Below are 14,748 nucleotides of genomic sequence, written 5' to 3' on the forward strand. Positions count from 1 at the left end.
TATCAGAACATGGCAAGGTAAGCCTGATTGATCTGCTTACCCCAGAACAGGGCGATCAGCCCGCCGCCAGCCAGATAAGGGCCAAAGGGAAGTGTCATGTTTTTCGAATGGCCGGCAGATAGAATCAGAACAGTACCAACGACGGCACCCACCACAGAAGAAAACAGAATGACCAGTGGCAGCAATTGCCAGCCCAGCCAGGCACCGATTGCAGCCAGCAGCTTGAAATCGCCGTATCCCATGCCTTCCTTGCCGGTCAGCAATCTGAACAGCCAGTAAACACTCCAGAGCGTGAGATAACCTGCAACCGCACCGACCACAGCCGAATGAACATCGGTAAAACCGTTGTTCAGATTGACGATCAACCCTGTCCACAATAACGGCTGGGTGATACTGTCCGGTAAAAGCTGAGTATTCAGGTCGATAAAGGTCAGAACGATCATCGCCCACACAAAAACCAGGACAGCAAACAGAAGGCCACCGAAACCAAAATGCCAAGCGGCCAGACCGCTCAGAATGGCCGTCAGCGCTTCGACCAGAGGATAGCTGAACGGAATGCGCGTATGGCAACCGGAACACTGTCCTCGCAAAAAAAGGTAACTGATGATCGGGATATTTTCAAGAATGGAAATTTTATGCCCACACTGCGGACAACCGGATCCCGGTATAGCCAGGTTATATACCGGCAGTGCTTTTATCTGTTCCCCGCGCAGCTCTGCACACTGTTGCTGCCACTCACGTTTCAGCATCTCGGGCAGCCGATAAATCACTACATTCAGGAAACTGCCCAGGAGCAGGCCGATTATCGAGATGAACGAAACGAAAAAAAGAGATGAAGCCTGCAGGGTATCAAGAAAATTCATGTGCTGCCTGTCCGTTCCAATCCAGTTTCAGAAATGAGAAAGGTTTATCAGCCAACGACCTGACCCATTTTAAAGATGGGCAGGTACATGGCAACGACCATTCCACCAATGAGCGTCCCCAGCACAACCATGATGATCGGCTCCATCAGACTGGAGAGTGCTTCCACCGCATCATCCACTTCTGCCTCGAAAAAATCTGCAATTTTGCTGAGCATGGCATCGAGCGAGCCTGATTCCTCACCGATGGAAACCATCTGCAACACCATGGAAGGAAACACATTGGTGGCTGTCATGGCATCTACCAGACTGCTGCCCGTGCTGACTTCATTCTGTATATTCCTGGTGGCTTCGAAATACACCTGATTTCCGGCCGCACCGGCCACGGAATTGAGCGCTTCGACCAGAGGGACACCCGCAGCAAACATAGTTGAAAGCGTGCGAGACCAGCGAGCGATAGTGGCTTTACGAATTACTTCTCCAAATATCGGCAACCTCAGCGCCAGTCGATCCATCACATGCTGCATCACTGTAGAGCGCTTCCATGTATAGAAGAATGCGTACAGCCCGCCACCGACGCACCCAAAAATTGCCCACCAGTAATCCACGAAGAAATCAGAAATCGCCATCACCATCAGAGTGGGGGCAGGCAGATCGGCACCAAATCCCTGGAAAAGCTCTTTGAAGGCTGGAATCACGAATATCATGATCACTGCGGTAATGACGAATGCAACCACGATTATCGAAATGGGGTAAAACAGAGCCGATTTGATTTTTCCCTTGATGGCCTGAATCTTTTCCTTATAGGTAGCCAGCCTGTCCAGCAAGCTGTCCAGAATACCGGCGGCCTCTCCGGCGGCCACCAGATTACAGAACAGGGAATCGAAATAAAGCGGATGTTTTCTGAAGGCATTGGCCAGACTGTTACCTGTTTCCACATCGGACTTGATGTCCATCAGCAGTTTTCCCACGGCACGGTTGCTGTGTCCCTTACCCACGATATCAAATGCTTGCAGCAAAGGCACCCCTGATTTCATCATCGTCGCAAGCTGGCGTGTAAACAGCGTTATGTCCTTATCCGTTATTTTTCCACCAGCTCTGGCTTTGGTGATTTTCGTCACCCTGATACCCTGGCGGCGCAGTGTGGAAGTCACCACAACAGTACCGGCAGCACGCATCTCACCTTTGACTGCCTTGCCAGCCTTATCCTTTCCTTCCCACAGAAAATTGAACTCCTTGATTTTCTTTTCTGATGCAGCAACTGTCGCCATACCCGTTCCCTTTTGGTTTTCTGACTCGGATCATGGTTATTACGGCAAAAATTTCAGGATGATTTAACCGGTATTTTTCTCATTTCTGCCAGACAGTCAGAAACGGTCGGATAACGTAACCGAACCCGTAATTCCCGTTTGATACGGTCATTGGTCAAACGTCTTGATTCGAGCATAAAGGACAGGAGGCCCGGGGAAATCACTTTCCGCGCTTCCTGACGGGTAATTCTTTCCGGGCGGGACAAAGCAAAATGATCTGCCACCAGATCGAAATATTCTCCCATTTTCAAACAGGAATCATCGCTTGCATGATAAATTCTGCCCGGCCTGCCAGAACGCAGCACTGCCACGATAATGCGAGCCAGATCGTCAGCATGGATATGGTTGGTATAACTGTCCTCGGTCGACAACAGTACAGGTGTCCTCTGCTGCAAACGCTCGATCGGAAGTCGGTTGTGCGCATAGATTCCCGGCACACGCAGAATGGATACCTGTATCCGATTACGGATCCCCCAGCTTCTGACCTGACGTTCCGCATCCAGCCGCCTGAATGCACGTGCATTTTTCGGGTTGGTTGGGTGACTTTCACTGACCCGGCTACCGCTGCAATCCCCGTACACCCCGCTGGTACTGATATAGATCAACCGTTGTGGTAGTATTCCCGTCTGTGTTTTTGATGAATGTCTGGAAAGCGCCGACAGCAGGTGTAAGGTGCGCATATCACGTTCGCCGTGACCCGGGGGCGGAGCAAGATGCAATATCGTGTGCGCAGCAAGTCCGGCTATTTTGTTGAGGCTTGCCGGTTGATCAAGATCGCCCGTTATCGGCCTGATACCCAGTGCACGCAGGTGGCCGGAATTTTCGGCTCTGCGACATAAACCAAACAGCTGGTAGTGTTTTTCGAGCAGACCAGCCGCTCTTGAAGCAATATCACCACATCCTACGATCAACAGCTTATTTTTCATAACTCATATTTATAAATCATATCTCCCCGATGGCGTCTTACCGTATTACCTTCAGGCCAAGCGGTCGTATCATCACCACTGAATCGACCGAGACCATTCTTGAAGCAGCACTGCACCATGGATTATCCTTACCCTATGGCTGCCGTAATGGTTCTTGCGGCACATGCAAGGGAAAAATTATACAAGGGATCGTCGATTACGGCGTTCATAGCGAAGAAGCGCTGACGGAACAGGAAAAGAACCAGCAACTGGCACTCTTCTGCTGCGCCCGGCCTCTCTCTGATCTGGAAATAGAATGCCAGGAAATCGAAGCAATCAAAGACATCAAGATTCGCACCATGCCCTGTCGGGTACACAAACTGGAGCATGTTGCATCCGATGTCATGATTATTTACCTGAAACTGCCCGCAAATGAACGGTTGCAGTTTCTGCCAGGCCAGTATATCGACATCCTGATGAAAGATGGTCAGCGCCGCAGCTTCTCTCTGGCCAATGCCCCCGCTAATGATGAATTTCTGCAGTTACATACCCGCAATTATGCAGGTGGGGTATTTTCAGAATACGTTTTTTCTCACATGAAGGAAAAAGATATTCTCCGGTTTGAAGGCCCTTTGGGATCGTTCTTTCTGCACGATGCGCCCAAGAAAGACACTCCCATTATCCTTCTTGCTGGCGGCACCGGCTTCGCACCGGTAAAAAGCATGCTGGAACATATTTTTCAAACAGAAAATACCCGTTTCACTCACAACACAATCAGGTTGTACTGGGGTGCACGAACCAGAGATGGTCTCTACTTGAGTAATCTGGCAGAAAAATGGGCAGCTGAGAATGAAAACTTCAGTTATATCCCGGTGCTATCCGAGCCACTCATAACTGATGACTGGCAGGGAAGAACCGGCCTGGTACATCAAGCTGTCATAAATGATATGAACACGTTGTCTGATTGTCAGGTTTACGCCTGTGGCGCGCCCGCCATGGTAAAAGCTGCTTTTGATGATTTCACTCATCAGCGCAATTTGCAGAGCGAAAATTTCTTCTCCGACGCATTCGTTCCTTCCAAACCGGCAACAGCCTGAGAAATCAGGCTGTACCGATCCGTTTCAGTGCAAAATCAAGCCCTTTGCGATAGTGTTCACTCGCTGCCTCCTGCTTGCCCAGTTTCTCGAATAACTGCGCCAGCGCAAGGTGCACCGGGTATCCCGGCTCGATTGACAAACTGGCTTCAAGGTAACTCTGTGCCTTACCCCACAACTCTCCGTAAGTGCAAAGTCTTCCCAGTGTCAGCAGCAAACCGGCATTGTTCGGATATTTTGCAAGCCAGCTTTCGGCACGCTGTATCTGCCAGCTGACCACCCCACTCTTACAGTCGGCATATAACGTCACGAGTTCCGGATATGGCTGAGCATCCAGGCCGTTCTCGATAATTTTCTGGGCTGTGGCATTATCCCCCAGGAAAATCAGGGCACGGGCAGCGGCTACCGCAAGTCTGCCATCGAGCTTTTCCCGATACGACAAACTCCCCCAATACTTTCTCAACGAGGCAATATCTTTCGCATTCTTTCTGATATTTTCCAGATGAGCGCGGAATCGCAGCTCATCTATGAGAGTTCTATCAACAGCAGGTCGATTCACCAGCACCTTCGTCAATTCCAGTACAGCATCCCAGTTTCCAGCCATCTGACGCGCTTTCAACTCCAGTAACAGCACTGCTGTACTTTGCAAGCCACCGGTCGAGTAAAGCGATTGCAACGCGGCCAGCGCATCGCCATGGCGCCCCTCATCCAGCAGCAACTCTGCTTCGGCGATCAATGCAAGTGCCCGCCCCGCTGGCGCCTGCTCTCTGGCAACAGCCAGCAAACGGTCACGCAGCGCATAGTTTCTCTGCTGATGGGCTGACCGGGCTGCCACAACGGCGTTCAAAACCTTGATCGTTTGTCTGTCAGCCAGTCTGGCAGCTTTTTCTGCAAGCGCTACAGCTCTGTCATAGCGGGTTTCAAAGAATGCCTTCAGTCCGGACCGTGTCAGCTGTTCGACTTTCCTGCTGCGCAGACCGGACAAACCGGACAGCGCCCTCAGCAATGCATAAAACAGGATAAAAGCAAACAGCAAGATCAGAACGAATGTATTGAACGCAAGCTCAACTTTATAAGGCGGCACCGTAAACAGTACCGAACCCGTATTGTAATATGCAGTCAATACAATGACGGCCGCTGCCGCGAGCAGCGCCAACACCCACAATACCAGCTTCATCCTTCTCCCCTTTCATGGTAAGTTAGTTGTAACGCACGGCTTGCAGAAGTTTTCCGGTATCCGGCAACCGTGATCCGATATCGATGCCAGCCAGCCTCTCCAACTCTTTCAGTACATCTCTGACTGACTGAGCCTCGATATCAAAATACCGCTGTATCCAGTCTGATGCCGATTTGACAGCGGAACCAAAACTCTCCTCGTCCCGGGTCAGCAAGGCGAGACGAGCCAGTATCAATTGCAACTCGATGTTTTCTTTCAGAAGGTGAGCTTGAGAAGGTGACAACAGGGGTATTCCCTGATCTGTCTTTTCAATTTTGACCAGTCGACTGAGATCCTCACCGATTTCACGCAGATAACGCTGCCACCATTCTGGTTCAGGCATATCATCGTATTTTTCAGATAAATCGACGTTGATCAGATGGGCTTCCATTGCCAGCGGAAGCGTTTCGATCTGTGCTGCAAGTTTGTCAATATTCCGGGAAATTTCAGAGACATCCACAACGGGTTGTGTTTCCAGTCGTTCAATTTCTCCAGCCAGTATTACAGCCAGTTTTGAAGCGCCGAGGACATCACTCGATTGCAGTAATTCGTACGCGTGTTTCAACGAAACAAGTGCGGAACGCACATCACCTGTCAATCGTAATTGACGATCAGTCGAGACGACAAGGCGTTCAACCGTACCCAGAATCCAGGCATCGGACCGGGTACCATTACCTTCGTCAGCAGGCAGTTCAACAACTGCCGGGGAGGATGCAGGATCAGCCTGCAAATTTTCTTCAAGAAGATTTAACTGCTGTTCCACTTCTGCTTTCTTCGCTTCAAGCTCGTCAAGCATCTTGCGGGAACGATTGCTGAAAACATCTGCATCTGCCAGATATTTCGTCAGGGAGTACTCCATTGCAGCGATGTATCCCTGCTTGCCTGCCCAGTTCCACAGCATGACAGCCACGGCAAGCAGCAGGATGATCAGTATGAAAAGAGCCAGGCGACGGGCTGATCCGGAAGTCGAGGTCTGCGTGTGCTTATTCATATGATCGAATATTCTTAGCGAAACTACATTTTTTCGAAATACTCCAGCAAGCCTTGTACTGTTCCTTCATCTCCGAGAAGAGTGCGATATATTTTTCTGATACCCAGCTCCCGGGCTTTGCGCTCTATCCGCTCATGTGCAGTGAACACCGGCGTGGCTTTGAGCAATTGTTGGCCGGTTTCACCGATCATGTCAAATAAATTATCCAGACCTTCACTACTGCTTATGATCACTGCCTGAATCCCGTCATCACGCCAATGTTTCAGCAACGGCAGCGGATCAGCTTCCGGTTTGTGACGACGGTAGCATTCAATGTATTCAACACTGGCTCCGCGCTCACGCAATGTATCTCCCAGCAATCTCCGTCCGTCATTGCCGCGAAAAATCACTACGTGCCTGCCCTGCATGACCTGAAACTGAGGCATGCGCAGCAATGCCTCGCTGTCAGAACCCTCTTCAGGAACAATCACATTGGTGATGCCGTAGCGTTCAAGTACCCTGGCACTCCCTTTACCCACAGTTGCTACCAGTACATGCCGAGGCCAGCTGTGGCTGACCTGAACCAGTGGGATGACTTTCTCCACGGCATTCGGACTGACGAATACGGCTAAATCAAACTCATCGAGTCTTGCAATCAGATCAAGCAAGGGCTGCTTGTTTTCACTGTCGGAAATTTCCAGCACGGGAAACAACCAGGGCTCTCCGCCCAGTTCTCTGACCCATGTCGCCAAACCACCTGCCTGATGCAGAGGACGTGTAATCAGGATACTTTTACCGGCCAGCCGATTGGAGGACAAATCCACCCCGGTTTCAACCCCGGTCCCAGTCACTTTTCACGCCAGTGCAGCAAGAATTTCCTCCGCACCATGAGCTTTCAGGTTTTGTGCCAGTTGCTGACCCACCTGCTCACCCGATTCCGGTTTACCGCATAATTTATCCGCAATCATTCTCGATCCGTCAGGAGTCGCCACAAAACCGCGCAGGGTCAATACATCTTCGAAAATCTCGGCAAAGCCACCCAGAGGCACTTGACAGCTGCCCCCCAGCATACGGCTCATGGCACGTTCCGCCTCCACACAGCAAGCTGTTGCAGCGTGGTGCAATGGCTTCATCCACTCCACCATATCAGGATCATTGTCACGGCATTCGATACCCAGCGCACCCTGTCCAACCGCAGGAAGGCTCAGTTCGGGTGGCAGCAGCATACTGATGCGATACCCCAGTTCCAGACGCTTCAATCCGGCTGCAGCCAGAATGATCGCACTGTATTCTCCCTCATCCAGTTTTCTCAGCCGCGTCTGGACATTGCCACGCAACGGCCGCACCTGCAGATGAGGAAAACGTGCACGCAACTGGGATTCACGTCGCAGGCTGGAGGTACCCACCACACTTCCGGCAGGCAATTCTTCCAAGCTGGAAAAATCATTTGAAACAAACGCATCACGCGGATCTTCCCGTTCCGTAATAGCTGCCAGTGTGAATCCGGATGGAACAATCATCGGCACATCTTTCATGGAATGCACGGCGATATCCGCACGACCATCTTCCAGCGCCAGCTCGAGCTCCTTGATAAAAAGTCCCTTGCCACCAATTTTCGACAGGGAAACATCCAGAATCTGATCTCCTTTGGTCGTCATGCCAAGTATGGTGATATCAGTTTGCGGGTATAATTCGAGCAGACGGCCCCGGATGAAATTCGCCTGCCACAAAGCGAGCTGGCTCTCGCGTGATGCAATAACAATTTTTTTAGGACTGGACATAGCAGAAATCCGAATTTGCGGCAATGCAGCCATTCTAGCATGGCCGCCCCCGGTACGGATGATGACGGATGACTGCGCCTTCATCCCGGCCCCCAAATCCATGATTACAGGAGACATGCAATAATGAGTCTGAATACCCGAGCAAACATTATTCCCGAGAAAAACACGCCCAACGAAAAAGATTATCCGTTGCGGGAAGATATTCGTTTGCTGGGACGTATGCTGGGGGACACCATACGAGAGCTGGAAGGTGAAACGATGTTCAACCTAGTCGAAACCATTCGCCAGACATCCGTACGCTTCCGGCGAGATCAGGATGAAGCGGCCGAACACGAGCTCGATACCATCCTCAACCATCTCAGCCACAAGGAAACCATCGCTGTCGTACGAGCATTTAGTTATTTCTCACTGCTGTCAAATATCGCTGAAGATTTGCACCACAACCGCCGTCGTCGTGCCCATTTGCGTGCAGGCTCCCCTCCCCAGGATGGCAGTGTCACGCTGGCTCTGCAACGCGTAGTGAAAAAAGGCATCGATGCCGAGCAACTGCAGAATTTTTTTGCCAGCGCATTGATCTCCCCTGTACTGACAGCTCATCCGACTGAAGTGCAGCGACGCAGCATCCTGGATTATCAGCTGAAGATTCAGCGCCTGCTCAAAGAACGGGATCGTACCCAGCTCACACCCAATGAAATGCGCCACAACGAGGAAGATCTGCGTTCCGCCATCCAGACACTATGGCAGACCCGGGTGCTACGTTCCGTCAGGCTGACGGTACAGGATGAAATTGAGAATGGCCTGATCTATTACCACTACACTTTTCTCCGGCAAATTCCCTATATCTACGCCAAGCTCGAGGATATCCTGGAACGCCACATGGACAAGGCAGCGCCGCGCATTGCCTCATTTCTACGGATCGGCAGCTGGATAGGTGGAGACCGGGACGGCAACCCTTTCGTTACCCACCAGATCATGCTGCATGCCGCTGAGCGGCACTCGGCACTGATACTTGATTTCTACATCAGCGAAGTGGAAAGAATCGGCCAGACCATGAGTCTGTCCGAGCGTCTGATCAAGGTCAGCAGTGATCTGGAAGGACTGGCTTCCACCGCACCCGGCCTGCCGGCCAGCAGGATCGATGAGCCCTACCGGCGTGTATTTCTCGGCATCCATGCCCGTCTGATCGCAACCAGCAGACATCTGGGATCGTCCATTCGTGGATGTTGCCAGGAAAACAATGCCGAACCTTACGCCGACAGTGCCGAATTCGTACATGATCTCGATATCGTCATCCGTTCATTGAGACAACACCGGTCAGACAGACTGGCCCAGGGGGCTTTACGTGATCTGCGACGGGCGGCAGATGTATTCGGTTTCCACCTGGCACCGCTGGATATGCGCCAGCACAGCAAGATTCATGAACAGGTCATCTCTGAACTGTATGAGAAAAACACCCGGGACGACCGGAATTACCTCGAGATGTCTCGCTCTGAACGTGTTGAATGGCTGCTGGCCGAACTCAGGCATCCACGTTCACTGGTCACCTCTTTTTCAGATTTCTCCGACGTTACCCAGGGCGAATTACGCATCCTGAAAATGGCTGCTGAAATCCAGCGCCGTTTCGGCCACGCCGCACTGCCCAACTACATCATCTCGATGGCAACCGGCGTTGTACATATCCTGGAAGTGGCATTGCTGCTGAAAGAAGCCGGATTATTGCAATTTGGTGATGACCCGCGCTCGACCGTAAACATCATCCCGCTATTCGAAACGATCGATGATCTGCGCGGCTGCGCCAGCGTCATGGATGAATTGTTTTCTCTTCCGGATTACCGCAAGTTACTGCTTTCACGAGACAATCTGCAAGAAGTCATGCTGGGTTATTCTGACAGCAACAAAGACGGTGGATTCGTTACTTCAAACTGGGAAATCTATAAAGCCGAAATCGAGCTGACTCGGGTATTCGATCGCCACGGAGTAAGGCTGCGTCTGTTCCACGGCCGCGGCGGTACGGTAGGACGTGGCGGTGGTCCCAGCTATCAGGGAATACTGGCTCAGCCACCAGGCAGTGTCAGTGGCCAGATCCGGCTGACCGAGCAGGGTGAAGTCATCGCCAGTAAATATACAGACCCTGAAATCGGACGGCGTAATCTCGAAACCCTGGTTGCCGCCACCATCGAATCCACACTACTGGATCGTGATGCCGTCCATTATCACGCACCCCATTATCACCAGATCATGGAAGAACTGTCTTCCAGTGCGTGTGCTGCCTATCGCGATCTGGTCTATAAAACACCGGGATTCAAGCAGTTTTTCCTGGAATCCACCCCGATCCGTGAAATTGCCGGTCTGCATATCGGCAGTCGGCCGACTTCGCGCAAACCTTCTGACAAAATCGAAGATCTGCGGGCGATTCCGTGGGTATTCAGCTGGAGCCTGAATCGCACGATGATTCCTGGCTGGTACGGGTTTGGTACAGCCGTGGAAAATTTCGTGCAGCAAGCCGGGAATGAGCAGGAAGCATTGAAACAACTGCAGGAGATGTATCGCACCTGGCCTTTTTTGCAAACCCTGCTGTCCAACATGGACATGGTGCTGTCAAAGAGCGATCTGGGTATCGCCTCGCGCTACGCCGAACTGGTAACTGATCCCGAATTACGACAAAGCGTTTTCACCAGCATCCGCACTGAATGGGAGCTTTGTATGAAATGGCTGTTTGCCATTACCGGCTATTCTGAACTTCTGCAGGATAACCCGACTCTGGCGCGCAGCATCCGTATCCGGACACCCTATATCGACCCGCTGAACCACTTGCAAATAGAACTGCTCCGCCGCTATCGCTCGGGAGATGATGACGATACCGTTCGTCGTGCAATTCATCTGACTATCAATGGAGTCGCTACCGGGCTCAGGAACAGCGGTTAATATTTCCCGGAAACCACCTGCCTGAATTTCTGTGGTTAAAATAACTGCAACTCACGATAACAGCGGATAATATTTAAGTATAGGATTACTGGCCGGTTACCGGCATTAATTAAACTGTGAATTGCCTGGCTTGCATTCATGCTGGCGTCGTATTTAATCGAACCAGGAAACAGACCGGAAGCCATGAATTGAAGCGTTACTCCTTCAACCGGTTTTTTCCTGAACCTGACTGTCGTCACTACCGGGAGGAATAATGAAACAAGAGAGTCCTCGATTGGAAAACACCACACCCGTCGAAGAAAAAATGACCCGCTCTCTTCTCGATCACCTCACCCGACTCAAACCAACCCGACTGGTCATTTTCACCTCTGTTTTTTTATCCTGCCTGTTACTTTCGCTCGGTTTCGTTTTTTTACAACCGGCAACTTATCAGAGCTATGCCACCCTGCTGACCGTTGCCAAAACAGCCATCGATCAGGCAAGCAGGGAAGCCGACATCCAGCATGTTGCCATTCAGAAACAGGTTCTCCTCGGTTCGGAACTGCTGACCGAAACGGCAGATCGTCTGCGGAAAGGCGACGATGCTGAAGCGGGAATCAATCTGACACACGCTGCCATTCGCGACATGCTGGATGTCCGGCCGGTAGACGACACCAATCTGGTCGAAATGGTGGCTGAAGGGAATGAACCCGGGTTACTGCCACGCCTCATCAATACCTGGATCGACGTCTATCTGGATGCACGATCAGCAGAAATTGCCCGATCCAAAGGCTCGACGGTAGAAATGATGCAGGAGGAACTGGTTGCGCTGACCGAAAAGATTCAACAAAAAAGGCTCGAGCTCGAGCAATTCCGACAGCATAACGAAATCGTCTCGACCGAACGGCAGGACAATGAAGCACTGGCACGTCTCAAAGGACTGACTGATTCGCTGAATAAAGCCAGCGAAGAAGAAGTCAAGGCCAAAGCACGTCTCGACACCATCAGGAAATCGATCGAAAGGGGACAGATCGTCGTACCCAATGAAGATACACGCACACTGAGTGCGCTCGAGAGACGTGCACAGGAGTTACGAGAACAACTGGAAGAACTGGATCGGCAATACACCCGTGAATACATGGCTTTATCCCCTGATCTCAAAGTGATTCCGGACAAACTGCGAGCACTCGAAGATGAAATTCAGCACATCCGTCGGAAAGGTCAGACCGTAGTCGTCAGTGATGCCGAGCAGGAATATGCTGCTGCCCGGCAGGCTACCCGTTCAATCCAGGAACAACTCGACCAGCACAGAAAAAAAGCGGCTGAATTCACAGCCCGCTTCACCGAACATGATGCATTGAAATCCGATCTGGAAGAACTGGAGCAGCTCTACCGCGATACTCAGGCAAGACTGGCTCAGATCGAGGCGCAACATACCGGAAAATACCCCTACGTCGATGTCATTGAACGTGCTTTCCTGCCCCATCACCCGATCGGACCGGATTACCTGTGGAACGCCATGATCGCGACACTGGCGTCTTTGTTGCTGGGCCTGACTGCGATCTGGATCCTTGAATTCCTGATGCACAAGGAGCAGGAAAAACTGGCAATCCATCTATCCGGTATCCATCTTCACAATCAGGATAATTTGCCCCACAGTGCCTTCGATGTCCTGCCGTCGACATCAGTCAATCTGCCTCGGCAACCTGCTCAGGCACTCGAACATACCAGTATGAACGGGCTCACGCCACAGCAGATCGCCACCCTGTTTCAGACAGCGAACATCCGGGAAAAACAGCTGCTGCTCTTGCTGCTGAGTGGTTTGACGCCGGATGAAATCACCCATTTGCAGCAGGATGACATCGATCTTGAACACAATTCACTCACGGTCAGAAGCGTGCCGGCCAGAACGATTCCTCTACATCCTGTCCTGGCCGCGCTCTACGGTAAATACGGCCACTGTCTGACGGATCCTGCCGGGAATCGTTTGAATCAGGAAGAGCTGGAAGCCTTACTGATCTGCCTGCAGATCGATGCCGATCTGTCAGCAGATAACCAGATTTCGGCTGAAATATTGCGCCAGACTTATATTCTCTATCTGGTAAGGCAAGGCATTCGCCTCGGTGATCTCGAATCGGTCACGGGTTATATCTCACCGACAGAACTGTCCGGTTACGGCACTTATGCTCCTGCAGGTACCAGATACCCGGTCGAATCAGTCAATCTGTTCTACCCGATCGATTACAAACAGGATGTGTGACAGGCCTCGTAACGTAATTCTATAACGCTGGATTTTTCAACAACGCATCGATCAGTCTTTTTTCGATCGAGCTGTACTGCCGGGTATCGTCCGTATGCAGTCCTGGTGATCTGCCCCAGGCTGGGTTCTGCCTGAGCATATCGATGATCTGCTGCCAGCCGTCCGGCAGCTCACCACGCTCCGGCTGCTGACTTACCTGATCGGTATGACAGGCAGCGTGCCCCCGGTTCATCAGTTTATCCAGCAGTTGGCGCTGGCGCAGATACAGCAACTGCAAGGTGCTGTCATCTACACATAACCACCGGGTACCCCGGATTTTCGCCTGAATCTCCTTGCCGTAACGTCTGAATGTAGACCAGCCGGTTCCGGCAAGTGCGCCCAGCATGCTGGCAACCCCAAGACTCAATCCTCCTGTCATCAGATCGATTCCTGCTCCAGCAGCAGCCCCCTTGAGTGCCGCACTGCCGATATCCAGACCATAGGCTTTCAGTACACCGGGTGCAAACAGATCAAGCTGCCAGTAGCCATTCTGTACCGGGATCTTTTGCAGTTCGATATCCTTATCCGTGAAATTGAACATCTTCAGCAAATCAACCAGACAGTGCTGCTCTGCCTGACGGATGAAATCCTGCAATCTGATCGCTGCAGATGAAGTATCACCAGCCGAACTGCGTTCATCACCCGTATGCTCCCGGTAACACGCCGTAGTAATGATCAAGCCGGCAATCCGCCTGGCGGCAGACATGCAAAGCTGATTCCAGACTCTGGCACGGTGGTCGATCAGACGTTGCAGGCGGGTATAGTGCACTTCCAGCAGGCTTTGTATTTTCTGGTACAGGCGCTTTTCCGCTTCAAAGGCAAATGCCACGGTATCCAGTTCAAGCGAGGCGTATATGTTGAACGCCGCCAGCTTTTTTCTCCACAGATCGAGCTCGGCCCGATGCGCCGCAGTAAAATTGAATATCGGGATCATCGGCTTCATTGCCTTGCCGAGTATCTCGATTTCGATGAGATATTTTTCCAGCACCGGCTCACGCACGTCGATCACATATAACAGCACATCACTACGCAACACCTGCCGGATAACCTTGGCTTCCTGTTCCAGCGGATCGTTGAGAGGCGTCGCAGCAACAAATTTTTCCAGCAGTTCACTTTGCGTGCTGCGCTTGTTTCTGGTCGCAATCAGATGGAGTTTGTCCTGCAGTGCATAGACATCTTCGATTCCGGGTGTATCGTGCAAATTGAGCACCGCTTCACTTCCGGCAAAAATGGTAGCCCGTTCGACATGACGGGTCGTCCCCGCTGCATCATCCACTCTGCCAAAGCTGGTACTGCGCAGCAAAGTACGAATCAGCGAGGTTTTTCCGGTATTGGTATGGCCAACGACAGCAATCTCCAGCAGCGGTGCTTCCTGCATCGAGACTGTCCCGACAGATTTCATATCAGTA

Annotated in this window: 11 protein-coding genes; 3 read left to right on the forward strand and 8 right to left on the reverse strand. The window is 51.6% G+C overall.

The window, feature by feature from the left end; genetic code table 11:
• Positions 1–2 precede the first annotated feature (2 nt).
• From B5D58_RS01485 to B5D58_RS01495, 3 genes are read right to left on the reverse strand one after another with little or no spacing between them, the layout of a single operon-like run.
• Positions 3–863, reverse strand: a complete 861-nt coding sequence (locus B5D58_RS01485) for a prepilin peptidase (RefSeq protein WP_011111223.1) — start codon at positions 861–863, stop codon at positions 3–5.
• Between the two features lie 47 nt (positions 864–910).
• On the reverse strand, positions 911–2,131 hold the full coding sequence (locus B5D58_RS01490; RefSeq protein WP_011111222.1) for a type II secretion system F family protein: 1,221 nt from the start codon (positions 2,129–2,131) through the stop codon (positions 911–913).
• Positions 2,132–2,184: 53 nt separating this feature from the next.
• Positions 2,185–3,096, reverse strand: a complete 912-nt coding sequence (locus B5D58_RS01495; protein WP_011111221.1) for an SDR family oxidoreductase — start codon at positions 3,094–3,096, stop codon at positions 2,185–2,187.
• Positions 3,097–3,125: 29 nt separating this feature from the next.
• On the opposite strand from B5D58_RS01495, the gene B5D58_RS01500 reads away from it, so the two are divergent.
• On the forward strand, positions 3,126–4,172 hold the full coding sequence (locus B5D58_RS01500) for a CDP-6-deoxy-delta-3,4-glucoseen reductase (RefSeq protein ID WP_011111220.1): 1,047 nt from the start codon (positions 3,126–3,128) through the stop codon (positions 4,170–4,172).
• A 4-nt stretch (positions 4,173–4,176) separates the two neighbouring features.
• On the opposite strand, the gene B5D58_RS01505 is transcribed toward B5D58_RS01500, so the two are convergent.
• Genes B5D58_RS01505 through hemC form a run of 4 tightly spaced genes read right to left on the reverse strand, consistent with a single transcriptional unit; the run spans position 4,177 to position 8,136 of the window.
• Complete coding sequence (locus tag B5D58_RS01505) at positions 4,177–5,346, reverse strand: heme biosynthesis protein HemY (RefSeq protein WP_011111219.1); 1,170 nt, start codon at positions 5,344–5,346, stop codon at positions 4,177–4,179.
• Positions 5,347–5,368: 22 nt separating this feature from the next.
• Positions 5,369–6,376, reverse strand: coding sequence for a uroporphyrinogen-III C-methyltransferase (locus B5D58_RS01510; protein ID WP_011111218.1), 1,008 nt, complete (start codon positions 6,374–6,376; stop codon positions 5,369–5,371).
• 23 nt (positions 6,377–6,399) lie between these two features.
• Entirely contained in the window at positions 6,400–7,206 is an 807-nt protein-coding gene (locus B5D58_RS01515; protein ID WP_234988948.1) for a uroporphyrinogen-III synthase, read from the reverse strand.
• A gap of 3 nt (positions 7,207–7,209) precedes the next feature.
• On the reverse strand, positions 7,210–8,136 hold the full coding sequence (hemC, locus tag B5D58_RS01520; protein WP_011111216.1) for a hydroxymethylbilane synthase: 927 nt from the start codon (positions 8,134–8,136) through the stop codon (positions 7,210–7,212).
• Between the two features lie 123 nt (positions 8,137–8,259).
• Between hemC and ppc the strand changes: the two genes are divergently transcribed.
• Together ppc and B5D58_RS01530 are read left to right on the forward strand one after the other, a co-directional pair.
• Complete coding sequence (gene ppc, locus B5D58_RS01525; RefSeq protein WP_011111215.1) at positions 8,260–11,061, forward strand: phosphoenolpyruvate carboxylase; 2,802 nt, start codon at positions 8,260–8,262, stop codon at positions 11,059–11,061.
• A 253-nt stretch (positions 11,062–11,314) separates the two neighbouring features.
• On the forward strand, positions 11,315–13,300 hold the full coding sequence (locus B5D58_RS01530; RefSeq protein WP_011111214.1) for a GumC family protein: 1,986 nt from the start codon (positions 11,315–11,317) through the stop codon (positions 13,298–13,300).
• 19 nt (positions 13,301–13,319) lie between these two features.
• On the opposite strand, the gene B5D58_RS01535 is transcribed toward B5D58_RS01530, so the two are convergent.
• Entirely contained in the window at positions 13,320–14,741 is a 1,422-nt protein-coding gene (locus tag B5D58_RS01535; RefSeq protein ID WP_173251251.1) for a DUF3482 domain-containing protein, read from the reverse strand.
• Between the last annotated feature and the right edge of the window lie 7 nt (positions 14,742–14,748).

This window comes from Nitrosomonas europaea, assembly GCF_900167395.1.
GTDB lineage: Bacteria > Pseudomonadota > Gammaproteobacteria > Burkholderiales > Nitrosomonadaceae > Nitrosomonas > Nitrosomonas europaea.